The sequence below is a fragment of the Kribbella sp. NPDC051137 genome (assembly GCF_040682535.1).
GTDB lineage: Bacteria > Actinomycetota > Actinomycetes > Propionibacteriales > Kribbellaceae > Kribbella > Kribbella karoonensis.
In genome coordinates, this window is record NZ_JBFBBI010000002.1 from 1,173,070 (window position 1) to 1,199,239 (window position 26,170).

Consider the following 26,170-nt stretch of genomic DNA (forward strand, 5'->3'; position numbering starts at 1 on the left):
CAGCAATCACCCCGACACAAACCCCAACCACCACCAGCCCACCCACACCCGCGCCGACACGCGGAGCCCGACCGCGACCGTGCGTTTGAGGGGTTGTCCGTTCGTGTTGCCCGGGGCGTGGGGCCGGGTTGTGGGGGGTCATGCGGTGCGCCGGAGGGTGAGGAAGGCGCGGTGTGGGGTGCGCCAGTCTTCGGTGGGGTGGAGGGGGGTGGTTCGGGCGTGGCGGAGCAGGGTGCGGGTTCCTACTCTTGCCCAGGGCAACGGAGTGGAGCGGCGGCCGGTGGAGGTGTGCAGGATGATCGGGGTGCTGTCGTCGAGGTCGTCGTCCGGGTCCACCTCGACCAGCACGAGTCCGTCGGGGCGGACCAGCTCGGCGCAGCGGCGGAGCAGGTCGGCCGGGTCGCCGCCGATGCCGATGTTCCCGTCCATCAGCACCACGCTGCCCCAGCGTCCCTCGCCGGGCAGCGGTTCCTGCACCGGCCGGTGCAGCGCGGCCGCCCCGCGCGAGGTGGTCAGCGACACCGCCCGCGGCGACACGTCCACCCCGAGCGCGGGAATCCCGCGCTCCGCCAGCGCCGTCACGATCCGCCCGGGACCGCACCCGATGTCCAGCACCGGTCCCTCGCACCGGCTCAACGCGAGCCGGTCCACCTCGTCCGCCGGCGCCGACCACCGGTCCAGCTCGGACAGCGACGGCACGGCCCGCCCATCGATGCCCGTGGCAACGACCCGCGCCGTACCGCCCAGCGCCTGCTCGAACAGCAGCCCGGGATGCGCCGAGTGCACCACTCGCGCGTACAACCGGGACACCCGCAGCTCCGGGAACTCGGCCGCCAGGTACGCCGCGTCCTTGGGCGTGTCCATGTCCCGCAGCGTCGGCAGCATCCCGACCCGCAGGCCGAGCGCCCGCAACCGCCGCAGCTGGTCCCGCCCGGTGTGCTCGGTCGACATCGGTACGCCGGCCAGCGCCCGGCGATCCGGCGTCCGCAGCCCGAGGCACCAGTACCCGCCGTCCTCCGTCAGCCCGAGCACGGCGTCGTACTCGCCCCACTCGAACCCGAGCAACTCCGGCACCACCTGCGGCGTGTCCATCCCGATCAGCAGCATCGGCGAACCGTCGTACGCGTCCTCGAACGCCGCCGCGATCCGCTCGCCCAGCCCGTCTCCGCGCTGGGCGACCACCTCGAGCCCGTCCGGCAGCCACGACCCCGGCGACCCCTCCAACGCGATCACCCCCCGCGCTCCGGTCGCCCGTACGGCGCTCAACGTGTCCATCAGGGAGGCGCGCGCCAACGCGGCCGCCTCCCGGGGCGTGAACTCCGCCTGCAACCGCGTCTTCACCCGCCCCGGCACAGGCTCCTTCGCGATCACGATCACCGTGCCGTTCACCCGGCCAGCACCTTTGACATGTCCAGTACGGCGCGGGCGGCGCCCAGCGGCGTGCCGGTGACCTTCGAGCGTCCTGAGCGCGGCAGGTAGTCGACGTCCACCTCGGCGATCCGCCAGCCGGCGTCGGCCGCTCGTACCACGGTCTCCAACGGATACCCGGACCGCCGGTCGGTCAGCTCCAGACCGAGCAGCGCCGTACGACGTGCCGCCCGCATCGGCCCGAGGTCGTGCAGCGAGACACCGGTGCGGCGCCGGATCCGCCGGGACAGCTCCGCGTTCGCGAGCCGCAGATGCCACGGCCAGGCGTCCCGCGACACGGGACGGCGACGCCCGAGGACCAGGTCGAGGCGCCCGCTCTCGACCGGCGCCGTGACCCGTACCAGTTGCCGCGGATCGAGCGACGCGTCCGCGTCCATCACCGCGACCACCTCGGCCTCGGCCGCCTGCAGCCCGGCATGGCAGGCAGCGCCGTACCCCTTGACCTCGCAGGCCACGACCGTCGCGCCGAGGCGTGCGGCGACCTCGGCCGAACCATCGGTCGAGCCGTTGTCGACGACGATCGCGCGGACGCCGGACGGGAGCCGTTCGAGGATCCAGGGCAGCGCGGCCGCCTCGTTCAGGCAGGGCAGGACGACATCGACGGGCATGCTTCGACGGTAAGGAGGAACCCGCCCCGCCGGGGCCGCAACTCGGCTACGGGTCGCTTACGGCGTACTGCGTTCCGGTGCCGGTGCGGCTCCGGGCCACGCCGAGGATCTACGCTCGGGGCGTGGCTACTCGTGTGCTCGTCGTCGACGACGACCCGACCGTGTCCAATGTCGTCTCGGCGTACCTGACCAAGGCCGGGTACGACGCCCGCGTGGTCGCGGACGGCCTGTCCGCGGTCGAGGTCTGGCAGCAGTGGAAGCCGTCCGTCGTGGTCCTGGACGTGATGCTCCCCGGGCTGTCCGGCCTGGAGGTGCTGCGCCGGCTGCGCGCGGCCGACGACGGCGCCGCGGTGATCATGCTGTCCGCGCGCGGCGAGGAGGAGGACCGGCTGGTCGGCCTCGAGGTCGGCGCGGACGACTACGTGGTCAAGCCGTTCAGCCCGCGGGAGCTGACCCTGCGGGTGCAGGCGATGGTCCGGCGGGAGGAGCGGCTGGCCGGGCTCGACCTGACGCCGACGAAGCTCAGCGCCGGACCGGTCACGGTCGACACGGCGGCGCGGCGCGCGTACCTCGGCGAGGACGAGCTGTCGCTGACCCACCGGGAGTTCGACCTGCTCGCGTACCTGGTGTCGCATGCCGGCAAGGCGTACACGAAGGCTGAGCTGCTGCGCCGCGTGTGGGGCTGGGACTTCGGCGACTCGTCGACGGTCACGGTGCACGTACGGCGATTGCGCGAGAAGATCGAGGCCGATCCGTCGGACCCGAAGCTGGTGCTGACCGTGCCGCGCACCGGGTACCTGTTCGCGGGTGACGCCTGATGAAGGACATGGCGACGATCCTCGCCCTCACCACGCTGTGGACGCTGGTGGTCGCGGCCGTCGGGGCCGTGGTGCTGTGGCGGTTCCGCCGCCGGTCGCTGCGGATCACGATGATCGTCGTGGCGCTCGCGCCGATGGCGGCCGCGCTGGCCGCCGTACTGCAGAGTGTGCGGGCGATGTTCATCTCGCAGCACGACTCGTGGGTGGTGCTGTGGACGCTGGCGTTCGCGGCACTGCTCGGGCTGGCGATGTCGGTCCTGCTCGGGCACTGGATCAGCACCGGATCCCGGGACGTCGGCCGGCGGCTGCGGCATCTCGGGACGTCGTACGAGGCGCCCGAGATCGCCGGCGGTGCGGTGCCGGCCGAGCTGGCGGAGCTGACGGACGAGCTGGAGATGACGCGGAAGAAGCTGGCCGCGTCGCACGAGCGGGAGCGGGCGCTGGAGACGAGCCGGCGGGAGCTGGTCGCGTTCATGTCACACGACCTGCGGACCCCGCTCGCGGGGTTGCGGGCGGTGTCCGAAGGGCTCGAGGACCGGGTGATCGACGACGTACCGGGCGCGCTGCGGCAGATGCGCTCGACGGTGGACCGGATGACCGGGCTGGTGGACGACCTGTTCGAGCTGTCCCGGCTGTCGGCCGCACCGCCGCCGCGCCGCCGGGCCGCGGTGAGCCTGCGGGAGCTGGCGGAGGACGTCGCGGGGGAGAACAACGAGCACGCGCGGGCGGAAGGCGTACGGCTCGCGCTGTCGACACCGGACGGGGACGATCGGCTCGCTGTGCAAGGGGATCCGGACGAGTTGACGCGCGCGGTCACGAACCTGGTCGGCAACGCGATCCGGCACACGGCACCAGGTGGGACGGTCACGCTGTCGGTCGACCGGGAGACCGACGGCCGGGTGCGGCTCGCGGTCACCGACGGGTGCGGCGGGATCCCGGCGGACGATCTGGAGCGGGTGTTCGACGTCGGCTGGCGGGGCGACGAGCAACGGACGCCGCAGGCCGCGGCGGCCAGTTCCGGTGGCGGCCTCGGCCTGGCGATCGCCCGCGGCGTCGTCGAGTCGCACGACGGAAAGATTGCCGTCAGCAACGTCGACGGCGGCTGCGCCTTCGAGATCGACCTACCGCCCGTGCACTAGTTCGGTCAGGCCGGTGGTGAGGTCGTACGCCGGTTTCCAGCTGAGGTCGGACTTGATGCGTTCGGACGAGGCGGTGATGTGGCGGACGTCGCCGAGGCGGTACTCGCCGGTGACGATCGGCGGCGGGCCGGCGTACGCCTTGGAGAGTTCGGTGGCGACCTCGCCGATGCTGGTGACGGTGCCGCTGCCGACGTTGTACGCCGTGAAGGCCGGCTGCTCGGGGAGTGCGGCGGCGGACAGGACGACCGCGGCGGCGACGTCGCGGACGTGGACGAAGTCGCGGCGCTGGCGGCCGTCCTCGAAGACGCGGGGTGCTTCGCCGCGTTCGAGCGCGGACCGGAAGATCGCGGCGACTCCGGCGTACGGCGTGTTGCGTGGCATGCCTGGTCCGTAGACGTTGTGGAACCGCAGCGCGGTGACCCGGCCGCCGGTCTCCCGGGCCCAGGCCGCGGCCAGATGCTCGCCGTTCAGTTTGCCGGCGGCATAGGCGTTCCGCGGGTCGAGCCGGGCGTCTTCCGGGACCAGGCCCGGCGTGAGGGGCTTGCCGCAGTACGGACAGGGTGGTTCGAAGTGTCCCGCCTCCAGGTCCTCCACGCGCCGCGGACCCGGCGCGACCGGGCCGTGCTCGTCGCAGTCGTAGCGGCCTTCGCCGTACACGACCATCGAGCTCGCATACACGAGGTTCCGGATCCGGCCGAGCGACTTCAGCAGTACGGCGGTGCCGAGGCTGTTGGAGGACACGTAGTCGTCGATGTCGTTCAGGTCGACCCCCAGCCCGACCTTCGCCGCGAGATGCACCACGGTGTCGATCCCGTCGTACGTCCGCTCGTCCCGCACGTCGCCCACGATCAGCCCGTCCCGTGGCTCGGGCCTGCTCGTATGCACATCCGGCCGGAACGAGTCGAGCACCACAACCTCGTGGCCTTCCCCAGTCAGCTCCCGGACGACCTGCCGCCCGATGAACCCGGCCCCACCGGTCACCAGCACCTTCATCGTGCAACCGCCGTTCCGTCGAGCGTGTGGCGGCACGGGCAGTCCGTGTCCGGCTTGGGGAGTTGGGTGATGACCGTTCTGAGGAGTTCCTGCAGGCGTTGGATGCTGTGCTGGAAGGCTTCGAAGACCTCCGACTGGGTGACTCCGGTGCCGGTCTCGACACCGGCGTCGTGGTCGGTGACCACGGCGATCGACGTGTAACAGAGGGCCAGCTCGCGGGCGACGGCAGCCTCGGGAGCGCCGGTCATGCCGACGACGGACCAGCCCTGGGCGGCGTGCCAGCGGGACTCGGCGCGGGTCGAGAACCGGGGCCCGTTGATCACCACCATCGTCCCCTCCGGTACGACGTTGCCGCTGGCAATCACGGTCGCCCGGCCCGCCGGACAGTACGGATCGGCCGCGTCGACGTGCACCACCTCGTCGTACACGGCCTGTTCCCGTCCCCACGTGCGGTCGACGTACTGATCCGGCACCACGAATGTCCCCGGCGTCAGCTCCGGCTTCAGCGAACCGACCGCGCACGGAGCGAGCACCTGCCGTACGCCGAGCTCACGAAGCGCCCACAGGTTCGCGCGGTAGTTCACACGGTGCGGCGGGAACCGGTGGTCCGCGCCGTGCCGCGGGATGAACGCGACCGACCGCCCGTCCAGCTCCCCGACCACCGGGGCCTCGCTGGGTGCGCCGAACGGGGTGTCGACCTCGACCCGCTCCGCGCCGGACAGGAACGAGTAGAACCCGGATCCGCCGAGTACGCCGATATCAGCCATGGAAGCGACGCTAGTGCCGCCGGGCGCGCCGACTACCGGATCCGGCCGGACCGTCAGCGCTCCGTAAGGACGTAAGGAATGGTCGAATGGGACCGTGGAGATCTCCTGGGTGCTGCTCGCGGTGGGTGCCGTGCTGCTGCTGTTCGGCGCCTACACGAGCTGGACCGCGGGCCGCCTGGACCGCCTGCACCAGCGCGTCGAGCTGGCCCGCGCCGCGCTGGAGACCGAGCTTGCCCGCCGGGCCGCGCTGGTCGCGGAGCTGGCCGGCAGCGAGATCCTGGACCCGGCGTCCGCGCTGCTCCTCGTCGACGCCGCGCATCGTGCGCGCGCCGCGGCGCTCGCATCGGTCGAGGTCCACGAGCAGGCCGAGTCCGCGCTGACCCGGGCGATCCATGCCACCGGCACCGATGTCGAACCGTGGGCCGGGGAGCTGGGCCTGGCGATGCGCCGCGTCCAGCTGGCCCGCCGGTTCCACAACGACGTGGTGGTGTCGACCCGTGATCTGCGTCAGCGGCGGTTGGTGACCTGGTTCCGTCTCGCGGGCCACGCACCGATGCCGACCACGATCGAGCTCGAGGACTAGGTACGCCGCATCCGGTCAGCGACCCAGCGGACGATCTCGATCAGCACGATCCCCACCGCACCCATCACGAGCCCGCCGAGCACCCGCCGCGGGCTGACCTCGAGCAGGAAGATCCCGTGCCCGATCGCCGGCACCAGGACCGCGACGGCCGCCAGCACGGCCATCGCCGCCACCAGCCCTGCCTTCCATGGCCGGAACGGCCGCGCCTGGATCGACAACGTCCACAACGACACCACGAGTACGACGACGGTCGTGACGGTACGCGCCTCCGCGACCGTCGTGGCCGGGTCGAACACCCGCACCAGCCGGTAACCCGTGAAAGCGCAGACCGCGGTGACCACACCGACAGGTACGGCGAAGCGCAGTACCCGGCCGAGGAATCCCGGGACGTAGCGCTGCTTGTTCGGGCCGATCGCGAGGAAGAACGCCGGGATGCCGATGGTCAGGTTCGAGATCAGCGTCAGCTGGATCGGGGCGAGCGGATACGCGACGAGCGCGACCGCGGTGGTCATCGTCAGCAGCAACGAATACACGTTCTTCACCAGGAACAGCGTCGCCGCCCGCTCGATGTTCGCGATCACCCGCCGGCCCTCGGCGACCACGTCCGGCAGATGCCGGAACTGCCCGTCGAGCAGGACCAGTTGTGCCACCGCGCGGGTCGCCGGGGAACCGTTGCCCATCGCAACACCGATGTCGGCGTCCTTCAGCGCGAGCGCGTCGTTCACGCCGTCGCCGGTCATCGCGACGACGTGCCCGCGGCGCTGCAGCGCCGCGACCATCGCCCGCTTCTGCTGCGGGCTGACCCGCCCGAACGCCGACTTCCCGTCCAGTACGGCGGCCAACTCGTCGAGGTCCTCCGGCAACGTCCGCGCGTCCACCGCATCGTCCGCCCCGCCGACCCCCGGTACGCCGACCGCGGCGGCGACCGCGCCGACCGTGCGCGGGTTGTCGCCGGAGATCACCTTCAGCTTGACGCCCTGCTCGGTGAAGTACCGCATCGTCGGGGCAGCGTCCTCACGGATCCTCTCGGCGAGGACGACGAGGGTCACCGGTACGAGCTTCACCGGCAGCTGGTCGCCGTCCTGCGCCGTCCCGCGGGCCAGCACGAGCACCCGCCGGCCCTGCGCGGCGATCTGGTCGGCCTGCGCGCGGGCGTCCGCGATCGCCGGGTCGGCGGTGTCGGTCAGGACCATCTCGGGAGCGCCGAGCACCCACGTGTCGGTGGCCGTCGTCACCGACTGCCACTTGCGCGCGGAGGAGAACGGGACCCGCGCGAGCGCGGTCATGGACGTGTCGGCGTACGACGCCGTGATCGCCTTGCCGGTGGCGTTCGGGGTGTCGCTGACGGCGGCCAGGGCGAGTGCTTGGGCGGTACGGTCGTCCGCGCTGAGCGGGACGAGGCGGTCGAGGACGATCTCACCGCTGGTCAGCGTGCCGGTCTTGTCCAGGCAGACCACGTCCACGCGCGCGAGCCCTTCGACCGCGGGCAGTTCCTGGACGAGCGTGCGCCGCCGGGCCAGCGTGACGATCGCCAGCATGAACGCCAGCGACGTCAGCAGCACCAGCCCCTCGGGGATCATCCCGACGAGGCCGGCGACCGTGCCGGTGACGGCGTCCTGCCAGCCGTGGTTGTCCTTGCTGCGGAACTGCGCCCAGAGCAGCAGCGGGCCGACGACCAGCAGGATCAGCGAGATCCGGCGGAGCAGCAGGTTCGTGCCGGCCACGAGTTCGGACGTCGTCACCTGGTAGCGGCGGGCCTCGGCCGCGAGCTTGGCGGCGTACGTCCGCGGGCCGACCGAGGTCGCGGTGAAGTCGCCCTCGCCGGCGACCACGATCGCGCCCGAGCGGACCTCGTCGCCGGCCCGCTTGTGCACCGGGTCGGACTCACCGGTCAGCAACGACTCGTCCAGCTCGAGGCCCGCGGAACGCAGTACCGGACCGTCGGCCGGAACCTGGTCGCCGCTGCCGATCCGGACCAGGTCGTCCTGGACGACGTCGGCGATCCCGACCTCGTGGACCTCGCCGTCGCGGACCACCCGCACGTGCGTGACGTTGAGCAGCGCGAGCCGGTCCAGGGTCCGTTTGGCGCGCAGCTCCTGGAAGATGCCGATCCCGGAGTTCGTCAGGATCACGAAGCCGAAGAGGGCATTCTGCCAGCTGCCGGTGGCGATCACGGCGACCAGCAGCGTGCCGAGGAGCCCGTTGAAGAACGTGAACACGTTCGCCCGGACGATCTGCCCGAACGTCCGGCTGGTACGGACCTGGACAGCGTTGGTCCGGCCGTCGGCGACACGCTCCGCGACCTCCGCGGCGGTCAGCCCACTGCCCATCAGACGTCCTCCTCGGCGCGGACCAGCGTACCGGGGCGAACGTCGGATTGAATGGACGTCGTGGACGGGTTCGAGGAGGAGGCCGAGCGGTTCCGGCACGAGCTGCGCGTGCACTGCTACCGGATGCTCGGGTCCTTCGACGACGCCGAGGACGCGGTGCAGGAGACCCTGCTGCGGGCGTGGCGCGGCCGGGAGGCCTTCGAGGGGCGCTCGTCACTGCGGGCGTGGCTGTACCGGATCGCGACCAACGTGTGCATCGACGACGTACGGCGGCCGCGGCGGGTGCTGCCGTACCAGCTGGAGCCGGCGTCGTTCCCGGCGACGGCGCTCCCACCGCGGGAGGACGTACCGTGGCTGCAGCCGTTTCCCGACGTACTGCTGGACCGGGCCGAGGAACCGGACGCGACCGTGATCCGCCGGGAGACGATCGAGTTGGTGTTCCTGATCGCGATCCAGCACCTGCCGCCGCGGCAGCGCGCCGTACTGATCTTCCGCGACGTCCTCGGCTGGTCCGCCCGCGAGACCGCCGCGGCGACCGATCTGTCGGTGGCGGCGGTCAACTCGGCGGTCCAACGCGCCCGCCCGGTACTGCGCGAACACCTGCCGCCACACCGCTCGGAGTGGACGGCCCGCGACCCTTCCGACGAAGAACGCCGGCTCCTCGCCCGCTACGTGACCGCGTGGGACAACGCCGATCCCGAGGCCCTGGCAGCGCTGATGCACGAGGACATCCGCATCACGATGCCGCCGTACCCGTTCTGGTTCCAGGGGCGGGAGGACGCCCTGCGCTCACTGGTCCCCAACCTGACACCGACGTACCGCGGCCACTGGCGCTTCCGCCCCACCACCGTCAACCGGCAACCCGCCCTGGCCGCCTATTTACAATCCCCAGGTGGAACCGCGTACCGTTTGTTCGCCCTGGATGTCTTTCGCCTGGAATCCGGCCTGATCGCCGAGATCACTGCATTCGAAACCACCGATTACGGGCGCTACGGGTTACCCGGGACCATTTGACGGCCCGGGCCGGCGGTCACATCTCCAATTTGCTACGTCCCCTGGCCACGCGGGCAGCTTGGCGCCCAGAGATGCGGCCGTTTCCTTCCAACGCGGCGTTCGCCGCCATGTTGGCGCGACTGATCTTGCGATCTTCCCTGCTCATCTGCCCCGGTTTGGGCGCCCTCTTGGCGTCCTTGGCCGCTTTGGCGTCGGCCTTCCTCTTCTCCTCGGCTGCAGCCTGCCGCGCTTCGATGCTGCCAGGCATCGGGCGGCCTTTGCGGCCTTGAGTCATCCCAGGACGATCGTCCTTGGGGTCTTGACGGATCCCGAATCTACCGGCCACAACCAACCTCCGAATGTCGGTGACGGAACGCTGCTCGGTTCTATCTGCCGAGTCGGTTCTGGCTCTTCGCGTACCGCTTGGCTTCCTTCCAGGAGACCTTGACCGGCTCGCCGGACTCGATCTTCTCCTTCGTCTTGGCTTCCTTCTTGGAAACTTCGCCTCTGCCGAACTTGCGGGCCATGCCAGCACTTCCTCTCGCCAGGCCTGGATTTTCGCCTTCCCGAACTCCGGGCGTCACTGAACATACAAGTGTGAGAGGCCAGGTCCAGCTATTCGGTTCCCATGGAAAGCTCCGTCGGCGAAACTATTTCGCGTCCGCGTAGACCTGCACGGTCGCGGTGGTGAAGGCGAAGTTCGTGGGCGTTGGGCCGAAGGTGAGGGTGCCGGCGAGGTCGCCGGCCCGCTGGATGGCGGCGGCTACCTGGTCGGCTTCGTCCGCCGGGCAGTGCACGATGACCTCGTCGTGCTGGAAGAAGACCAGCTCCGCCTTCAGAGGTGCGAGCGACTGCCGGAGAGCAGCCAGCAGCAACAGCGCCCAGTCGGCAGCGGATCCTTGGACGACGAAGTTGCGGGTGAAGCGGCCGCGGGCGCGGGCATGTCGCGGGTCCGTCGCCGGGACGTCCGCGGGCGGTCCTTCGAGCATGGCCTCGTCGAGGGGGTGCCCGCTCGGCGGGCAGGTGCGGCCGAGGTACGTGCGGACCAGTCGCCCTTCCTCGCCGGCCCGGGCCGCGTCGTCGACGTACCCGACCGCCTGCGGGAACCGCTTCCGCAGCATCGCGAGGTTCTTCAGCCCGTCGCCCGACGTCTGCCCGTAGATGGCGCCCAGTACGGCGATCTTCGCCTGCGCGCGGTCGCCGGAGAAGGCCCGGTCCGACACCGCCTTGTACAGGTCGCCCGGGTCGCTCGCGACCTCCATCAGAGCCCGGTCCCGGGAGATCGCGGCCAGCACCCGTGGCTCGAGTTGCGAGGCGTCCGCGACGACCAGCCGCCACCCGGGATCGGCGACCACCGCCCGCCGGATCACCTTCGGGATCTGCAACCCGCCGCCGCCGTTGGTCACCCACCGGCCCGACACCGTCCCGCCCGGCAGGAACCCGGGCCGGAACCGCCCGTCGTGGACCCAGTCGTTGAGCCAGCTCCACCCGTTCGCCGTGTAGATCCGGTAGAGCTTCTTGTACTCCAGCAGCGGCGCGACCGCCGGATGGTCCAGGTGCTCGAGCTCCCACTTCCGCGTCGACTTCACCTCGTACCCGGCCTGCTTGAACGCCTTCAGTACGTCGGCCGGCAGCTCCGGCCGCACCCGGTGCCCGAACGCCGCCGAGATCTCGTCCGCGAGCTCGGTCAGCCGGCGCGGCTCGCCGGAGCCGGCGAACCGCTCGCCGAGCAGCTCGCTCAGCACCGCCCGGTGCGCGTCCGCGCTCCACGGCAGGCCGGCCAGGTCCATCTCGGCCGCGATCAGCATCGCGGACGATTCCGATGCCGTGAGCAACCGCATGCGCTCCGGAAACTCCGTCAGAGCGTGCCGCCGGAGCTGGTCGGCGTACACCTTCAGCAACGCCCCGAACGGGACCGGCTCCGCGGCGATCTCGAACAGCGACGACTGCTCACCCGGCACGACGGCCCGCAGCGGCGGGTCGGCCGGCACCGGGCCGCCGCTCAGCCGGCCCCACGCGGCCGCCGCGGACCGCGGCTCGCCGAGCCGGCCTTCGTGACCGAGCAGCAGGCCCTCGGTGTTCTCGATGTCGTAGCACCGCTCCACCCGGACCCCCGCCGCGAGCAGCCGCGGGTAGACCTCCGCGGTCGACCGCCACACCCACCGGGCCACGTGCGGTCGCGAAGCCACGGCCGCGACCAGGTCCGGCTCGTGCCGGATCTCCCCGGCGGGCTGCCCGTCCGGGTGCAGCGCGACAAGCGTCGCGCCTCCGCCCTCGGCCGCGGCGATCGCCCACCGTTCGTCCATACCCGAATCCAAGCACCCACGACCGACAGCCGACGACTATGAGGCCAGTTGTGGGAAGCTGGACTTATGTGGCGGGTGGGGGATCTGGATCCGGCGGACGGCACCAAGACCGAGCAGGTCGAGGGGGTGGTGCTGCGGCGGATCGAGCGTGGGGACCTGTCGATCGGGTCTCGGCTGCCCTCCGAGCGGGTGCTTGCGGAGCGGCTCGGGGTCAGTCGGGTGACTGTTGTGCGGGCGCTCGAGAACCTTCGGCGGGACGGCGTACTGGAGACGAAGCGCGGCTCGGGGACCGTCGTGCGGCCGTTGGACCGGCTGCTGGATCCGGTCGCGCCGGCGTCGACGGTGACCGCGGGGGACCGGCCCGTGCTGGACCTGCGGTTCGCGACCACGGCCGCGCCGCACGACGTGGCGGAGGCGGCGGCGCAGATCGTGCAGGACGGGTTGCCCCAGGCGATGGGTGGCGACGGTCCACCGCCGGGCGGCTCCCAGGAGCTCCGCACCGCGCTGGCCGAGCGGCTCACCAAGGAAGGCGTTCCGACCGAGCCCGATCAGCTCACGTTGACCGTGGGCGCGGCCGCGGGCCTGAACGCGGCGCTGGCCGGACTGGACCTCGGCCCGGGCGTGGCGATCACCGAAACACCGACGTACCCGGCGGCTTTCGACCTGCTGCGCAAACACCGACTGGACGTGGCGGGCTGGCCGGCGGGAGTCTGGGACACCGACCAACTGGCGCACCTTTGCCGACGGCATCGACCGAAGGTCATCTACCTGCAGCCGGACAACCACAACCCGACCGGCCTGAGTCTGCCGGCCGATCGGCGGCAGGCGGTGGTCGAGATCGCGCGGAGGTACGGCGCGGCGCTGATCAGTGACGAGACGATGCGGCCGCTGTGGCTGGCGAATGGCGAGCAGGCCGAGCCGCTGAGCCGTTATCCCAGAACTGTGAGTGTGGGATCGCTCTCCAAGATTGTCTGGGGTGGGTTGCGGGTCGGGTGGGTGCGGACGGGGAAGCAACTGAGGCGGCGGATCAATACCGCGGCGCAGTTGAGTGTCGCGTCGCCCAGTGCACTGGACGATCTGCTGGCGCAGGCGATCGTGCCCAAGCTCGACAAGGTGATCGGTCGGCGGCGGACCCGGTTACGGGCCAACTTGAACGCCTTGGAGACCGGTCTGCGGACACTGGACGGTGTGGCGTGGGCCACGCCGACGGGCGGCATGACGCTCTGGCTGGAGCTCACCGAGACCAGAGCACGACGGGTGCTGGAGGCCGCCAGGGAGCGGGCGTTGCTGCTCGGCGCCGGGGACCTGTTCACGCCCGAGGCGACCGATCGCCGGCACATCCGGATCCCGTTCACCGCACCACCAGCGACGCTGCGGCTGGTGGTCGCCCGGCTCGGCGAGGCGCTTCAGTCCACTTGATCCGCAGTGGACTGAAGTTGGGTGCAGTGCACCTCCTAACCTGGAAAACGAGCCCCACGACCAGGAGGATGCAGTGAGCCAGGACAACCAGACCGGCACCGCGAAGGTGAAGCGCGGCATGGCGGAGATGCTCAAGGGCGGCGTGATCATGGACGTCGTCACCGCCGAGCAGGCGAAGATCGCCGAGGACGCCGGCGCGGTCGCGGTGATGGCGCTGGAGCGCGTCCCGGCCGACATCCGCGCCCAGGGCGGCGTCTCCCGGATGAGCGACCCGGACATGATCGACAGCATCATCAGCGCGGTCTCGATCCCGGTGATGGCCAAGGCCCGGATTGGTCACTTCGTCGAGGCGCAGGTGCTGCAGAGCCTCGGCGTCGACTACATCGACGAGTCCGAGGTGCTCACCCCGGCCGACTACGCGAACCACATCGACAAGTGGCAGTTCACGGTGCCGTTCGTGTGCGGCGCGACCAACCTCGGCGAGGCGCTCCGCCGGATCACCGAGGGCGCGGCGATGATCCGCTCCAAGGGCGAGGCAGGCACCGGCGACGTCTCCAACGCGACCACGCACATGCGTCAGATCCGCCAGGAGATCCGCAAGCTGCAGAGCCTTCCGGAGGACGAGCTGTACGTCGCCGCGAAGGAGCTGCAGGCGCCGTACGAGCTGGTGAAGGAGGTCGCCGCACTGGGCAAGCTGCCCGTCGTACTGTTCACCGCCGGCGGGATCGCGACCCCGGCGGACGCGGCGATGATGATGCAGCTCGGCGCCGAGGGCGTGTTCGTCGGCTCCGGCATCTTCAAGTCCGGCAACCCGGCGCAGCGCGCCGAGGCGATCGTGAAGGCAACGACCTTCCACGACGACCCCGACGTGATCGCCAAGGTCTCCCGCGGCCTCGGCGAGGCGATGGTCGGGATCAACGTCGACGAGATCCCGCAGCCGCACCGGCTGGCCGAGCGCGGCTGGTAAGTAGGCCAATGTAAGTAAGTACAAATCCAGAAACCCGATCACCGGCTGCACGCCGATGATCGGGTTTCTGTATTTTCGAGCAGCTCTCCACTTGCCATGAGGTTACGAAATGGGATCGGATTCGGCGCGTCGGTCGCGGAGCGGGTGCAGGAGGGCAAGCGTGGGGGCGTGTATTTGCAAGGGGTTCAGGGGTGGAAGCCCGTCGATCGGCGGGTCCAGGACTCGCCGTCCGAAGGCTTGACGCCGAACGACTTTGGCAAAGACAATGCGAAACTACTTGAGCGGGGGTACGCGTTCGAGTGCGTACCGCTGTCGAGCGCTGGCCGCCTACGGACCGGGGGACGCTCAGCACAAGGGGCAGGTGCCAACAGCACCGTCGGGAATCTAGTGAGAAGAGGCAGGACCACATGAGCGAGACCAGCAAGATCGGACGCCGGAGTCTCCTACGGGGGAGCCTGGCGGCGGCCGCGGTGCTTCCCCTCGGCGGCACGCTCGCCAGCTGCGCGAGCAGCGGCAACACCGGCAGCAACAACTCCGGCTCGACCGGGACGAAGAGCGCCGACAACCCGTTCGGGATGGCGGACAAGTCCACCGTCGACGCGGTCATCTTCAACGGCGGCTACGGCTACGACTATGTGCAGTTCGCGGCGGACATCGCGCAGAAGAAGCACGCGGGCTCGACGTTCAAGGTCGCGCCGTCCACCCAGATCGCCCAGCAGTTGCAGCCGCGATTCGTCGGCGGCAACCCGCCGGACCTGATCGACAACTCCGGTGCCGGCCAGATCGGCTTCAACACGATCCTGGACCAGCTGGAGACGCTGGACGACCTCTTCGAGGCCAACAACTACGAGGGCACGAAGATCGCCGACACCCTGTACCCGGGCGCGAAGAACCCGGGCACGTTCGACGGCAAGTTCGTCGCGATGAACTACGTCCTCACCCTGTACGGCATCTGGTACTCCGACAGCCTGTTCAAGGAGAACGGCTGGACCCCGCCGAAGACGTACCCCGAGCTTCTCGACCTCGGCGCCAAGGCCAAGGCGAAGGGCAAGTACCTGTTCGTCTGGGGCAAGGAAGCCGCGACCTACTACCACACGATGGCTGTCGACGGCGCGATCAAGGAGGGTGGCGACGAGGTCCGGCTGGCGCTGGAGAACCTGAAGCCGAACGCGTGGTCGATGCCGCAGTTCCAGGGCATCTTCAAGGCCCTGGAGACCATGGTCAAGAACGGGTACTTCGTCCCCGGTGGCGCCGGTACCCAGTTCACCGCCGCGCAGGCGAAGTGGAGCAACGACCAGCAGGCCATCCTCTACCCCTCGGGCTCGTGGATCGAGAACGAGATGAAGAAGGCCACCAAGGCGGGCTTCGACATGAAGGGCGTCCCGGAGCCGACGCTCACCGACAGCCCGAAGCTGCCGTACGCGTCGCTGCGCAGCGCGGCCGGTGAGCCGTACATCGTCCCGTCGAAGGGCAAGAACGCCGCCGGCGGCAAGGAACTCCTGCGGGCCATGCTGTCCAAGGACGCGGCGACCAACTTCGCCAAGACGCGGCTGGCGCCGACCATCGTCAAGGGCCTCGTCCCCGCCGACGGCTTCGGTTCGACCGCGCTGCAGTCGCAGACCCAGATGCTGGACGCCGCCGGCACGAACGTCTTCGACTACCAGGTGTTCGGCCTGTACGGCATGAACACCGACCAGCTGGTGGTCTGGAACTCGTTCCTGTCCGGCCAGCTGGACGCGGCCGGCCTGACGAAGGGCCTGCAGCAGATCATGGACAAGGTCCGCAACGACCCCTCCGTCAAGAAGATTCCGGTCACGAAGTGACCGTGACGCAAGATGTGGTGCCGGGTGCCGGATCCAAGCGATCCGTCACCCGGCGGCGCCGGCCGCTGACCTTCGACCGGGTCAGCTTCATGGTCGTGTTCCTCGGCCTGCCGCTGGCGATCTTCGTGATCTTCGTGGTCTCCCCGTTCGTGCAGGCGCTGTACTACTCGCTGACCGACTGGTCCGGGTTCAGCTCGGGGATGAACTTCGTCGGCTTCGACAACTACGTGAAGCTGTTCCACGACGACATCTTCCTGAAGGCCGTCCGGAACAACGTCGAACTCGCGATCGTGGTGCCGATCGTCACGATCGTGCTGGCGCTGACACTGGCCACGCTGGTGACGACCGGCGGCTCGGGTACCGGGACAGTCCGTGGGCTGAAGAACTCGAGCTTCTACCGGATCGTCTCGTTCTTCCCGTACGTCATCCCGGCGATCGTGATCGGCCTGATCTGGGCGCAGGTGTTCACGCCCGGCTCCGGCATCCTGGACGCCGTGCTGTCGAAGATCGGGCTGCACCAGATGGCGAACTACGCCTGGCTCGGCGACGCGCGGACCGCGATGCCGGTCTCGATGTTCGTGATGATCTGGGGCGGCGTCGGCTTCTACATGGTGCTGTTCATCGCGGCCATCCGCGGTATCGACCCGGAGGTCTTCGAGGCCGCCCGGATCGACGGCGCCGGCCGGTTCCGGACCGCGGTGGGCATCACGCTGCCGCTGATCCGGGACAACGTGCAGACGGCGTACATCTACCTCGGGATCGCCGCGCTGGACGCGTTCGTCTACATGCAGGCGCTGAACCCCGGCGGCGGCCCGCAGAACTCGACCCTGGTCATGCCCCAGCAACTGTTCACCACCGCCTTCACCAAGGGGCAGTTCGGCTACTCGACGGCGATGGGCGTGGTCCTCGCCGCCGTGACGCTGCTGTTCTCGTTCATCGTCTTCCTGGTGAACGCCCTGACCGGCGGACGTGAGCGAAAGGTACGCCGATGACTACGACCGCCGAACCGGTCACCGCCTCCCGCCCTCAGGTGCACGCGGCCCGCGAGGGCCGGGGCGTCGCCGCCACCGCCCACGTCGCGCTGATCATCTGGTCACTGCTGGTGGTCCTGCCGCTGGTGTGGACGCTGATCTCCTCGTTCAAGTCGACCCAGGAGGTGCTCGGCAACCCGCTGTCGCTGCCGAGCAAGCTGCGGTTCAGCAACTACGCGAACGCCTGGACGACGGCCGGTATCGGCCGGTACTTCCTGAACACGGTGGTCGTCGTCGGGTGCGCACTGGTGCTGGTGATGGTCCTCGGCGCCATGTGCGCGTACGTGCTGGCCAGGTTCACGTTCCCCGGCAACCGGCTGATCTACTACGCGATGCTGGCCGGCCTGACCTTCCCGGTCTTCCTGGCGATCGTGCCGCTGTTCTTCGTGCTCAAGAACCTCTCGCTGCTGAACACCTTGCCAGGGTTGATCATCACGTACGTCGCGTTCGCGCTGCCGTTCACCGTGTTCTTCCTGCACTCGTTCTTCAAGCAGTTGCCGGGCGAGGTGTACGAGGCGGCGCAGATCGACGGCGCGGGGGAGTGGCGCTCGTTCTTCTCGGTGATGTTGCCGATGGCACGGCCCGGTATGGCGTCGGTTGCCATCTTCAACTTCCTCGGTCTGTGGAACCAGTTCCTGCTGCCGGTCGCGCTGAACACCGACTCGAACAACTACGTGCTCTCCCAGGGCATGGCGTCGTTCGCGTCGCAGGCCGGGTACGCGGTGGACTTCGGCGCGTTGTTCGCCGCCGTAGTGATCACCGTGGCGCCGGTGCTGGTCGTCTACATCGTCTTCCAGCGCCAACTGCAGGCCTCCGCCACCGCCGGCGGTGTCAAGTAGGCCGTAGGGCAGGTCGCCCTGCACTACGCTTGGTGGTATGCGCGTCGACGAGCGGACCGCCCGGGAACTGCGCGGCCTGGCCCGCGTCCTGGTGCGGTCCGGATATGCGGACCATGCGGCGATCACGGCGGCGCTGACCGAGGCGGTGCAGGAGGACGCGCCGGCGATGGACGCCGCCGCGCTGGTGCCGCTGCTGCTCGGCGAGGCCGTGATGGACCTGGACCAGGAGGCCGCCGGCTGGCCCGCGATCACGGATCCGGACCGGCTGGACGACGTCCTCGGTGAGTTGGAGGCGCAGGGCCTGGTGGTGGTCCGGTACACGACGGACCACCACGCCGCCCGGCAGGCGCTGGAGGCCGCCGACGACCCGAAGGGGCTGGTGTTCTTCACCGACACCGACGTCTGGCACGCGGTCGACTTCGGGATGCTCGAGCTCAAGCTCTGGCATCCCGACACCGCCAACGTCGCGCCGGGTGAGCCGCTCCTCGAGGACGTGCTCGGGCTCCTGCACCAGCACGACCTCCCGGCGGTGTATGACGAGGGCCGCATCGAGGTCACCCTCAACTGGCAACGGAGAGTGACGTTGTGACGACCATTGGTGTGTTCGCCCTGCAGGGCAACGTGCGGGAGCACCTGGCGATGCTGACGTCGGTGGGTGTCGAGGCGCTCGCGGTACGGCGGCCCGCGGAGCTCGAGCGGGTCGACGCGATGGTGCTTCCCGGTGGCGAGTCCACCACGATGTACAAGCTGGCCCGCTCGTTCGAGCTGTTCGAGCCGCTGCAGAAGCGGATCGCCGACGGGATGCCGGTGTTCGGGACCTGCGCCGGGATGATCATGCTCGCGGACGAGATCACCGGCGGCATCAGCGGCCAGGAGACGCTCGGCGGGCTGGACGTGACGGTCCGGCGGAACGCGTTCGGGCGGCAGGTCGACTCGTTCGAGGCCGACCTCGAGTTCCCGGACCTGGGCCCCGGGTTCGACACGCCGTACCACGCGGTGTTCATCCGTGCACCGTGGGTGGAGCGCGTCGGTCCGGGCGTACAGGTACTCTCGACGGTGAGGTCGGGCCCGGCCGCAGGTAGGATCGTCGCGGTTCGCCACGATCGGCTGCTGGCCACGTCGTTCCATCCGGAGATGACCGGGGACGCCAGGCTGCACGGCTACTTCGCCGAGCTGGTCCGCGGCCTCTAGACGCTCGTAGCAGTCAGAAGGGTTGGGTTCGCCATGTCAGGCCACTCCAAGTGGGCCACCACGAAGCACAAGAAGGCCGTCATCGACGCGAAGCGCGGCAAGCTCTTCGCGAAGCTGATCAAGAACATCGAGGTGGCCGCCCGGATGGGCGGTGGCGACCCCGGCGGGAACCCGACCCTGTACGACGCCATCCAGAAGGCCAAGAAGTCCTCGGTCCCGAACGACAACATCGACCGCGCCGTCAAGCGCGGCTCCGGTGCCGAGGCGGGCGGCGCGGAGTACCAGACGATCATGTACGAGGGCTACGGCCCGAACGGCGTGGCGATGCTGGTCGAGTGCCTCACCGACAACCGGAACCGGGCGGCCGCGGACGTCCGTACGGCGATGTCCCGGAACGGCGGCTCGCTCGCCGACCCGAACTCGGTCGCCTACCTGTTCAATCGCAAGGGCGTCATCGTCCTGAACAAGGAGCAGGACGGGAAGTCGCTGTCCGAGGACGACGTGATGGAGGCCGTGCTGGAGGCCGGAGCCGACGAGGTGAACGACCTCGGCGAGTCCTGGGAGGTCGTCACCGAGGCCACCGACATGGTCGCGGCCCGGACCGCGCTGCAGGAGGCCGGCATCGACTACGAGTCCGCCGACGTCCAGTTCGTCCCGTCGATGACGGTGGAGCTGGACGCCGACGGCGCCGGCAAGATCTTCCGCCTGATCGACGCCCTCGAGGACAGCGACGACGTCCAGAACGTCTACGCGAACTTCGACGTCTCGGACGAGATCATGGAAGCCGTCAACGCCTGACCTTCGAACCCGAGGGCCTCTCCGGTCGATCAGCTGACCGACCGGCGAGGCCCTCGGCGTTACGGATTGACGATGCTGTCCCCGACCAAAGCCAGGGTTTGGATGGCTGCGAGTCCGTACAGCGCCGTCGTGTTCGTGGAGACCCACTTGGCGGCCTTGCTCGGGTTGAGCGTGGTGGTGACGTCCTCGGCGGACCAGGGGAGCGTCGGCGCGTAGCCGTCGCCGGTGTAGAACTCCTTCCAGGCGCGGGTTGCCAGGTCATCGCGGTTCAGGCGGACGGCGGCGTACGCCGTCAACCGCGCGTGGCCCTGCCGCAGGATGAGGTTGCCGAAGTACGCCCCGCACTCGGCGGTCTGCTCCGCACGGGTGGCGTTGAACAGCCGGCAGTACTGCAGCCACGCGCTCTCGAACGCCGGCATGTCCACCAGGTCGATGAGTTCCGCGCAGATCTCGACCTCGCCGAACATGGCGCTCAGGTGCGACACGCTGACGGTCTTCGCGGTCACCGGCGCGAACCGCCCGGTGTCCAGGTCGTACAGCCCGCTCCCGGTGACGAACCCGTTGGGCATCGCCCCGATCGTCTCCATCGTCCCGAGCAGCTTGGCCTTCGCCACGTCCGCCTTCGGTCCCTGCCGCTCCCACTCGGTCAGCCAGGCCGCCGCCAGGCCGCTCCAGTCCGTGCCGAGGCCGATCGACAGCGCGTGCGGATCAGGCGTGTACGGCTCGGTGCGGATCTTCCGCAGCGGGTCCAGCACCAGGAAGGTCTGGTCCGAGTCGACCAGCTCCGACAGCAGATCGCCCGTACGCTCGTCGGCCGTCAGGTAGTAGTAGAACCGCCGGTACGCCGCCGTACTGATCCGCTGCTGCTTCGCGCTGTCCGCCCAGTGCTGTACGCCGTGCCGCGTGCCCAGCCCGGCCCACTTGCCCAGGTGATACACGTCGACCTCGCCGGTGTGCCGGGTCATCGCCTCCGCGAAGCGGAAGATGTCGGCACGCCCGGACCGCAGAAACGCGTACCAGAGCCAGAGGTCCGGTGAGAGCTCGGAGTTGTCCCACGCGTACCCGCCCACGTCGTACCGCCACACCAGCCGGTCCTCGTCGAACGTGTGCATGATGTCGCCGTAGTCCCAGAACCCGTACCAGTGCCGCGACTCGACCTGCCCGCGGTAGTAGTCGAACAGGAAGTCCAGGTGGTCCTCGATCGCCTTCTTGGCCGGCACCGAACGGTCCACCGGCGTGAACAGCCCGCCGAAGACCTTCGCCGACACCAGGTGATCCACCGGGTTGATCAGCTGCGGCGGCGTCCGCACCTGGTCGGCCAGGTCCCCGAGCCGGGCCGCGGTCGGCGTCGCTGCGAGCGCCCAGAAGGTGAGCTCCGACGTGCGGGCGATGCCGTACGGCGTACCGAAGCCGGGCTCGTAGTCCTCGTAGGTGATCTCGAGGGCGTCCAGCTGCTTCGGGTATGTGTCCTCGCCCATGCCGTCGTGGTAGAACCGCGTGTCCATCGCTCCGGCAGCCGGCGACCACAGCCACACGGTGACCTCGGCGTCGTCGCTCGCCGCGTTGCGGATGTCGAGCTGGGTCGGGTGCCGTTGCCAGAAGTCCCTGAGCCCGAAGGCGAACCCGCCGCTCACGCCGCCGACGTACCCGAGCCCGGACGCACGCTTGCCCTGGTCGACCGAGATCCACCCGCGGCCGGTACCGGTCCGTTTGCGGACGGTGAACCCGTCCGCGGTCAACTGACTCAGCGAGTAGTCGCTCCATTGTGGGATCCACTGCAGCCGCGTCGTCACGCGTTGGTCCCAGGTCGCCGGATCGGCCAGCTTGGTCCCGGCGATCTGCGCGGCCCGCACGGTGGCGCCCGGATCACGCCGCAGCCCGGTGATGCCCTGCACGGCTTCGGACACCATGCCGTGCCCCTCGCCGACGAACCGGACGTGCCGGTCGTACGCCGCGTCGCGCATCGGCACCGAGAACCGCACACCGAGCCCCGCGACGTAGTCCTTCTGCCCGTCGCGGTCGTACACGAACGTGTGCACCATCCGTACGTTCTCCGCCCCGGCCACGAAGTACAGCCGGACCGAGAACGGCAGCCAGGTCACACCCTTGCGGGACTTGTGCCGGCCCTCGATCCGCACGACGGCGCGCACCGGACCGGACTGCTCGACGGTGACCTTCGTGATGTCGCTGTCGAAGCGCTCCCGGACGGCACCGCCTTCCTCGTCGTCGGCGATCTTGTCCTGCTTGAGGTTGATCAGCCGGCCCTTGTGCGCGATCAGTACCTCGCCCCGCCAGATGTGGCTGATCAGATCGGTCCCGCTCTTCCGGATCCGTACCTTGATCACACCGGTGTTCACGTCGACGTACAGCTTCTCGTCGTCGACCGTGACAGGCTGCGCCGGCGCGGTCGACGTACCGGGGCCGAGCGTGTAGGACTCGGCGGGTGCGTCCACGGCGATCGCGTGGGCGCTCCACTTGAGCGAGCCGTCCGGCCAGTACGCCGTCGGCCAGCTCTGCAGCGGTACGGCGGCGCCGTCCGCGGACGTGAGCGCGAAGGACTGGTTCGCCGGTACGGCGCCCTTCGGCCACGGCGTGCCCCACGTCGTGACGGCGGCCGTGGTGGGCTTGCCTTCGAGCCAGCTGAGCTTCACGTCCGGAGCGCCGGCTGCTGTGGCTGTGGCGGGTTGGATGTTGTCGAGCAGGGACACCGCAGGTACGGCGGCCATCCCTGCTAGGACGGTGCGTCGGGAAACCTCCATGCCGTTCCACCTCTGTCGTTTCGGTGTTCGGGGATCAGGGACAGGTTCTGGATCGCTGCGAGCGCGTACTGCGCTGCGCCGTTGGTGCTGATGAAGGCGGCCTCGTCGACGGGCATCAGGCAGCCGTCGACGCGGGTGGTCTTCCATTCGGCCTTGTCCACAAGGAACTTCCGCCAGGCGAGCCGTGCCAGCTCGGGGTCGCCGGTGCGCGCGGCGGCGTACGCGGCCAGGCGGCTGTGTGCGAGCTCTTGCGAGATGCCTTGCAGTGGCTGACCGAGCTCGGCGGCCTGCTCTTCGGGTGAGAGCAGGTAAAGCCGGCAGTAGTCGAGCCAGGCTTTCTCGAAGCCCGGTACGTCGAGGTCGAGGTCGATCAGCTCGGAACAGAGTTCAGGGAGCCCGAAGAGGCTGGAGAGGTGCGAGACCGCGATGCCTCGCCGGCTGGTGTCGAACCGGCCGGTGGACAGGTCCAACCGGGCGTTGCCGGTGAGGAAGCCATAGTGCAGGGCGGCTATGTCGGCCATGGTCCCCAAGAGCCGCGCCCGGGCGCGCTCGTCGCCGTACCGCTCCCACTTCGTGAGCCAGGCGGCCGCCAAGGCACCCCAGTCGACGCCGAGCTCGATCGACAGCGCATGCAGGTCGGGGGAGTAGACGTCCGGCCGCACCTTGCGTTGGGGATCGGTGGTGAGGAACGTCTCCTCGATGCCGTCGAGTTCGTCCAGCAGGTCGCCGGTCCGCTCGTCGGCGGTCAGGTAGTAGTAGAAGCGCCGGTAGATCGCACTGGAGATCCGGACCTGCTTGCAGCTACAGCCCCAGTGCTGCACGTTGTGCCTCGACCCCAAGCCCTTCCACCGGCCCAGATGGTGTACGTCGACCTCACCGGTGTGCCGGGTCATCGCCTCAGCGAACCGGAACACGTCCGCGCGGCCGGTCCGCAGGTACTGGTACCAGAGCCACAGGTCGGGGGAGAGCTCGGAGTTGTCCCACGCGAAGCCGCCCACGTCGTACCGCCAGGTGTGCCGGTCGGCGTCGTACGTGTGCATGACGTCGCCGTAGTCCCAGAACCCGTACCAGCGTCGCTCCTCGCGCTGTGCGACGTAGTACTGGAACAGAAAGTTCAGCCGGGCCTCGATGTCCTGGTGGTCCGCGGTCGGCAGACTCCAGGTGCCGAACACGCCTGCCTCCAACAGCCGCGCCGGGGCGACGGTCAGCAGACCTGGGGAGTTCAGCAGCGATACGTGCTCGGCCAGCTCGGCCGCCGACGGCGTGGTGTCGTGAACGCGCAGTCGGAGCTCATGCGTACGGGCGATGCCGTGCGCGTTGGCGAAGCCCGGCTGGTAGTCCTCGTAGGTGATCTCGAGACCTTCGAGTTGCTCGGCGTACGTTTCCTGGCCCATGCCGTCATGCCAGGAACGCACGTCCATCGGCGGTGCGCTGGGGGACCACATCCACACCGTGGCGCTGGCTACATCGGTTGCGGCGTTGCGGATGTCCAGGCGGGTCGGATGTAGTTTCCAGAAGTCGCAGAGGCCGAAGGCCAGCCCGCCGCTCGCGCCACCGACGTATCCGTAACCGGGTGCTCTGGTGCCGGACGGGATCGTCACCCACGCGTGTCCGGGGCCGGTGCGTTTGCGCAGCGTGAAGCCGTCGGCGCTGTTCTGGTCGAGCGTGTAGTCGTTCCACTGCGGGATGAGGTGCAGGCGGTCGGCCACCTCCGGGTTCGGGATCTCGTCGACGGCCTCGCCGGCCACCTGCCGACGGCGTACCTCCTCGCCCGGGTCGCGCCGGAGGCCGGTCAGGCCGCGGACCGCCTCGGTGAGGAACCCGGACGGGCCGGCGAGCCGGATGTGCCGGTTGTGCGGCTCGTCGCGCATCACCACGTCGGCGCTGATCCCGAGCCCGGCCAGGAAGTCCCGCTCCGGATCCCCGTCCCAGACGAAGCTGTGCACGACCCGTACGTCGGTGGCACCTGCGTAGAAGTACAGCCGCACGGAGAACGGCAGCCAGTCGCGGTGCCTGCCTTCCAGCCGGACGACGGCCCGCACCGGCCCGTCCTGTTCGACAATGAGATTGTCGACAATCCCCGTCGTCTGCTGCCCGTCCCGGATGCTGACCGGCCGCACCTCGCGGACGATCTCCCGATCGCCGGACCTGATCGACGCGATCAGGTACGGCGTACGCAACGTCCAGGTGAGGTCCCCCGTCCGCACGTGGACCTCGCCGTCCGCCTGCTCCACCGTGACCGGCCGCGGCGGAGTGGCCGGCTCCCCGGTGATCAGCTCGTACGACGGCTCCGGCCGCTGCGCCGGGCCGATCGCGTGCGCCGACCACTTGACCGACCCGTCCGGCCAGGTGGCGGTCGTCCAGCTCTGCACCGGCGTACCGTCGGCCAACGCGAACCGGGTGCCCTCGGCAACCTTTCCGCGCGGCCACGGCACTCCCCAGGAAACGCCCTGTCTACAAGGAGTTTCCAGCCAATGAAGTGTGGTCATTCCTTCACCGAGCCGATCAGTACGCCCTTCGCGAAGTGCTTCTGCAGGAACGGGTAGAAGAACAGGATCGGCAGCGTCGCCACCACCACGACCGCGAACTTCAGGCCCTGCTCGGGGAACGTCACGGTCTCCAGTTGCTGCAGCACGTTCGCCGAGTCGGCGTTCGCCGCGGTCAGCTGCCGGACGATCATCTGCAACGTCCACTTGTGGCTGTCGTCGATGTAGAGCAGCGGCGACATGTAGTCGTTCCAGATCCCGACCGCGTAGAACAGCGAGAACGTCGCGATGATCGGCTTCGACAACGGCAGCACGATCCGCAGGAACACGTTCAGCTCGTTGCACCCGTCGATCCGGGCAGCCTCCTCGAGCGCCTCCGGCAACTCCTGGAAGAAGCTCTTCACGACGATCAGGTAGAACGGGTTGATCGCCAGCGGCAGGATCAGCGCCCAGTAGCTGTCCAGCAGCCCGAGGTCGCGCACCACCAGGTACGTCGGGATCATGCCGCCGCTGAACACGAGGGTGAAGATCACCAGGTTCAGCACCAGCGCCCGCCCCGGCAGGAACCGCTTCGCCAGCGGGTACGCCATGGTCAGCGTCAGCACCAGTTGGATCACCGTGCCGACCGCCGTCACCAGGACGGTGGTCAGCAACGCCCGGACGAACGTGTCGGTCGAGAAGATGTAGTGGTACGTGTCGGTGACGAACTTGTGCGGCCAGAGGAAGAACGGCCGCGAGCTGATCTCGGACTCGGTCGCGAACGACCCGGCGAGCACGTAGAGCAGCGGGAGCACCGTCACGAGCGCCAAACCGGTCAGGAAGACCACGTTGACGACGTCGAAGACCCGGCTACCGACGGAGTCGTAGTACCGCACTCGTTGTTTCATTTCGC

23 protein-coding genes are annotated in these 26,170 nt (G+C 69.4%); 12 read left to right on the plus strand and 11 right to left on the minus strand.

What is annotated here, in order from left to right; all coding sequences use genetic code 11:
* Nucleotides 1–138: 138 nt before the first annotated feature.
* Nucleotides 139–1,389 (minus strand): DUF2064 domain-containing protein, encoded by a 1,251-nt coding sequence (locus tag AB0M51_RS13115; protein WP_363749378.1) that lies wholly within the window; start codon nt 1,387–1,389, stop codon nt 139–141.
* Entirely contained in the window at nt 1,386–2,036 is a 651-nt protein-coding gene (locus AB0M51_RS13120) for a glycosyltransferase family 2 protein (protein WP_363749380.1), read from the minus strand. The genes AB0M51_RS13115 and AB0M51_RS13120 overlap by 4 nt, the downstream gene beginning before the upstream one ends.
* 122 nt (nt 2,037–2,158) lie before the next feature.
* Here AB0M51_RS13120 and AB0M51_RS13125 point away from each other — a divergent pair, with 122 nt between their 5' ends.
* Entirely contained in the window at nt 2,159–2,854 is a 696-nt protein-coding gene (locus AB0M51_RS13125; protein ID WP_344187585.1) for a response regulator transcription factor, read from the plus strand.
* Nucleotides 2,854–3,993 carry a HAMP domain-containing sensor histidine kinase gene (locus AB0M51_RS13130; RefSeq protein ID WP_344187584.1) on the plus strand — a complete coding sequence of 380 codons (1,140 nt, stop codon included), beginning with the start codon at nt 2,854–2,856 and terminating at the stop codon, nt 3,991–3,993. The genes AB0M51_RS13125 and AB0M51_RS13130 overlap by 1 nt, the downstream gene beginning before the upstream one ends.
* On the opposite strand, the gene AB0M51_RS13135 is transcribed toward AB0M51_RS13130, so the two are convergent.
* Both AB0M51_RS13135 and AB0M51_RS13140 read right to left on the minus strand, forming a co-directional pair.
* Nucleotides 3,976–4,986: an NAD-dependent epimerase/dehydratase family protein gene (locus tag AB0M51_RS13135; RefSeq protein ID WP_344187583.1), complete on the minus strand. Its 1,011-nt coding sequence runs from the start codon at nt 4,984–4,986 to the stop codon at nt 3,976–3,978. The genes AB0M51_RS13130 and AB0M51_RS13135 overlap by 18 nt on opposite strands.
* On the minus strand, nt 4,983–5,753 hold the full coding sequence (locus tag AB0M51_RS13140) for an S-methyl-5'-thioadenosine phosphorylase (protein WP_344187582.1): 771 nt from the start codon (nt 5,751–5,753) through the stop codon (nt 4,983–4,985). The genes AB0M51_RS13135 and AB0M51_RS13140 overlap by 4 nt, the downstream gene beginning before the upstream one ends.
* Nucleotides 5,754–5,847: 94 nt before the next feature.
* Here AB0M51_RS13140 and AB0M51_RS13145 point away from each other — a divergent pair, with 94 nt between their 5' ends.
* Nucleotides 5,848–6,336, plus strand: a complete 489-nt coding sequence (locus AB0M51_RS13145; protein ID WP_344187581.1) for a hypothetical protein — start codon at nt 5,848–5,850, stop codon at nt 6,334–6,336.
* Here AB0M51_RS13145 and AB0M51_RS13150 read toward each other — a convergent pair.
* Nucleotides 6,333–8,666 (minus strand): HAD-IC family P-type ATPase, encoded by a 2,334-nt coding sequence (locus tag AB0M51_RS13150; RefSeq protein WP_344187580.1) that lies wholly within the window; start codon nt 8,664–8,666, stop codon nt 6,333–6,335. The genes AB0M51_RS13145 and AB0M51_RS13150 overlap by 4 nt on opposite strands.
* A 51-nt stretch (nt 8,667–8,717) precedes the next feature.
* Between AB0M51_RS13150 and AB0M51_RS13155 the strand changes: the two genes are divergently transcribed.
* Nucleotides 8,718–9,680, plus strand: coding sequence for a sigma-70 family RNA polymerase sigma factor (locus AB0M51_RS13155; protein WP_344187579.1), 963 nt, complete (start codon nt 8,718–8,720; stop codon nt 9,678–9,680).
* Nucleotides 9,681–9,696: 16 nt separating this feature from the next.
* Here the strand turns inward: AB0M51_RS13155 and AB0M51_RS13160 are convergent, their stop codons facing one another.
* From AB0M51_RS13160 to AB0M51_RS13170, 3 genes are all read right to left on the minus strand, one after another.
* Nucleotides 9,697–9,954: a hypothetical protein gene (locus AB0M51_RS13160; RefSeq protein WP_344187578.1), complete on the minus strand. Its 258-nt coding sequence runs from the start codon at nt 9,952–9,954 to the stop codon at nt 9,697–9,699.
* Nucleotides 9,955–10,045: 91 nt separating this feature from the next.
* On the minus strand, nt 10,046–10,186 hold the full coding sequence (locus tag AB0M51_RS13165) for a hypothetical protein (protein ID WP_344187577.1): 141 nt from the start codon (nt 10,184–10,186) through the stop codon (nt 10,046–10,048).
* A gap of 123 nt (nt 10,187–10,309) precedes the next feature.
* A complete protein-coding gene (locus AB0M51_RS13170) occupies nt 10,310–11,965 on the minus strand; it encodes a bifunctional 3'-5' exonuclease/DNA polymerase (RefSeq protein WP_344187576.1) in 1,656 nt (551 codons plus the stop codon).
* Between the two features lie 66 nt (nt 11,966–12,031).
* Between AB0M51_RS13170 and AB0M51_RS13175 the strand changes: the two genes are divergently transcribed.
* The 8 genes from AB0M51_RS13175 to AB0M51_RS13210 all read left to right on the plus strand — a co-directional run bounded on the left by AB0M51_RS13175 (nt 12,032) and on the right by AB0M51_RS13210 (nt 20,033).
* Nucleotides 12,032–13,384, plus strand: a complete 1,353-nt coding sequence (locus AB0M51_RS13175; RefSeq protein WP_344187575.1) for a PLP-dependent aminotransferase family protein — start codon at nt 12,032–12,034, stop codon at nt 13,382–13,384.
* Nucleotides 13,385–13,457: 73 nt separating this feature from the next.
* Entirely contained in the window at nt 13,458–14,351 is an 894-nt protein-coding gene (pdxS, locus tag AB0M51_RS13180) for a pyridoxal 5'-phosphate synthase lyase subunit PdxS (RefSeq protein ID WP_344187574.1), read from the plus strand.
* A gap of 407 nt (nt 14,352–14,758) precedes the next feature.
* Nucleotides 14,759–16,174 carry an N-acetylglucosamine/diacetylchitobiose ABC transporter substrate-binding protein gene (ngcE, locus tag AB0M51_RS13185; protein ID WP_344187573.1) on the plus strand — a complete coding sequence of 472 codons (1,416 nt, stop codon included), beginning with the start codon at nt 14,759–14,761 and terminating at the stop codon, nt 16,172–16,174.
* 2 nt (nt 16,175–16,176) lie between these two features.
* Nucleotides 16,177–17,166 (plus strand): sugar ABC transporter permease, encoded by a 990-nt coding sequence (locus AB0M51_RS13190; RefSeq protein ID WP_344187572.1) that lies wholly within the window; start codon nt 16,177–16,179, stop codon nt 17,164–17,166.
* On the plus strand, nt 17,163–18,044 hold the full coding sequence (locus tag AB0M51_RS13195; protein ID WP_344187571.1) for a carbohydrate ABC transporter permease: 882 nt from the start codon (nt 17,163–17,165) through the stop codon (nt 18,042–18,044). The genes AB0M51_RS13190 and AB0M51_RS13195 overlap by 4 nt, the downstream gene beginning before the upstream one ends.
* 37 nt (nt 18,045–18,081) lie before the next feature.
* Nucleotides 18,082–18,633 (plus strand): hypothetical protein, encoded by a 552-nt coding sequence (locus AB0M51_RS13200; protein WP_344187570.1) that lies wholly within the window; start codon nt 18,082–18,084, stop codon nt 18,631–18,633.
* The gene (gene pdxT, locus AB0M51_RS13205) at nt 18,630–19,235 is read left to right on the plus strand and encodes a pyridoxal 5'-phosphate synthase glutaminase subunit PdxT (protein ID WP_344187569.1); all 606 of its coding nucleotides are present in this window, start codon (nt 18,630–18,632) and stop codon (nt 19,233–19,235) included. The genes AB0M51_RS13200 and pdxT overlap by 4 nt, the downstream gene beginning before the upstream one ends.
* 33 nt (nt 19,236–19,268) lie before the next feature.
* Nucleotides 19,269–20,033: a YebC/PmpR family DNA-binding transcriptional regulator gene (locus AB0M51_RS13210; protein ID WP_344187568.1), complete on the plus strand. Its 765-nt coding sequence runs from the start codon at nt 19,269–19,271 to the stop codon at nt 20,031–20,033.
* A 59-nt stretch (nt 20,034–20,092) separates the two neighbouring features.
* Here the strand turns inward: AB0M51_RS13210 and AB0M51_RS13215 are convergent, their stop codons facing one another.
* The 3 genes from AB0M51_RS13215 to AB0M51_RS13225 are packed head-to-tail and all read right to left on the minus strand — an operon-like array spanning nt 20,093 to nt 26,165.
* Complete coding sequence (locus tag AB0M51_RS13215) at nt 20,093–22,792, minus strand: Tat pathway signal sequence domain protein (RefSeq protein WP_363749388.1); 2,700 nt, start codon at nt 22,790–22,792, stop codon at nt 20,093–20,095.
* The gene (locus AB0M51_RS13220; RefSeq protein WP_344187566.1) at nt 22,765–25,281 is read right to left on the minus strand and encodes a Tat pathway signal sequence domain protein; all 2,517 of its coding nucleotides are present in this window, start codon (nt 25,279–25,281) and stop codon (nt 22,765–22,767) included. The genes AB0M51_RS13215 and AB0M51_RS13220 overlap by 28 nt, the downstream gene beginning before the upstream one ends.
* Complete coding sequence (locus AB0M51_RS13225; RefSeq protein ID WP_344187565.1) at nt 25,278–26,165, minus strand: carbohydrate ABC transporter permease; 888 nt, start codon at nt 26,163–26,165, stop codon at nt 25,278–25,280. Before AB0M51_RS13225 ends, AB0M51_RS13220 begins: the two co-directional genes overlap by 4 nt.
* Between the last annotated feature and the right edge of the window lie 5 nt (nt 26,166–26,170).

What these genes read in the sequence shown, in the direction of transcription:
- AB0M51_RS13120 (WP_363749380.1), bottom strand. Translation starts at nt 2,036, where the DNA reads ATGCCCGTCGATGTCGTCCTGCCCTGCCTGAACGAGGCGGCCGCGCTG.
- AB0M51_RS13130 (WP_344187584.1), top strand. Translation starts at nt 2,854, where the DNA reads ATGAAGGACATGGCGACGATCCTCGCCCTCACCACGCTGTGGACGCTG.
- AB0M51_RS13135 (WP_344187583.1), bottom strand. Translation starts at nt 4,986, where the DNA reads ATGAAGGTGCTGGTGACCGGTGGGGCCGGGTTCATCGGGCGGCAGGTC.
- AB0M51_RS13140 (WP_344187582.1), bottom strand. Translation starts at nt 5,753, where the DNA reads ATGGCTGATATCGGCGTACTCGGCGGATCCGGGTTCTACTCGTTCCTG.
- AB0M51_RS13150 (WP_344187580.1), bottom strand. Translation starts at nt 8,666, where the DNA reads ATGGGCAGTGGGCTGACCGCCGCGGAGGTCGCGGAGCGTGTCGCCGAC.
- AB0M51_RS13155 (WP_344187579.1), top strand. Translation starts at nt 8,718, where the DNA reads ATGGACGTCGTGGACGGGTTCGAGGAGGAGGCCGAGCGGTTCCGGCAC.
- AB0M51_RS13160 (WP_344187578.1), bottom strand. Translation starts at nt 9,954, where the DNA reads ATGACTCAAGGCCGCAAAGGCCGCCCGATGCCTGGCAGCATCGAAGCG.
- AB0M51_RS13165 (WP_344187577.1), bottom strand. Translation starts at nt 10,186, where the DNA reads ATGGCCCGCAAGTTCGGCAGAGGCGAAGTTTCCAAGAAGGAAGCCAAG.
- AB0M51_RS13170 (WP_344187576.1), bottom strand. Translation starts at nt 11,965, where the DNA reads ATGGACGAACGGTGGGCGATCGCCGCGGCCGAGGGCGGAGGCGCGACG.
- AB0M51_RS13175 (WP_344187575.1), top strand. Translation starts at nt 12,032, where the DNA reads ATGTGGCGGGTGGGGGATCTGGATCCGGCGGACGGCACCAAGACCGAG.
- ngcE (WP_344187573.1), top strand. Translation starts at nt 14,759, where the DNA reads ATGAGCGAGACCAGCAAGATCGGACGCCGGAGTCTCCTACGGGGGAGC.
- AB0M51_RS13195 (WP_344187571.1), top strand. Translation starts at nt 17,163, where the DNA reads ATGACTACGACCGCCGAACCGGTCACCGCCTCCCGCCCTCAGGTGCAC.
- AB0M51_RS13200 (WP_344187570.1), top strand. Translation starts at nt 18,082, where the DNA reads ATGCGCGTCGACGAGCGGACCGCCCGGGAACTGCGCGGCCTGGCCCGC.
- AB0M51_RS13210 (WP_344187568.1), top strand. Translation starts at nt 19,269, where the DNA reads ATGTCAGGCCACTCCAAGTGGGCCACCACGAAGCACAAGAAGGCCGTC.
- AB0M51_RS13215 (WP_363749388.1), bottom strand. Translation starts at nt 22,792, where the DNA reads ATGGAGGTTTCCCGACGCACCGTCCTAGCAGGGATGGCCGCCGTACCT.
- AB0M51_RS13220 (WP_344187566.1), bottom strand. Translation starts at nt 25,281, where the DNA reads ATGACCACACTTCATTGGCTGGAAACTCCTTGTAGACAGGGCGTTTCC.
- AB0M51_RS13225 (WP_344187565.1), bottom strand. Translation starts at nt 26,165, where the DNA reads ATGAAACAACGAGTGCGGTACTACGACTCCGTCGGTAGCCGGGTCTTC.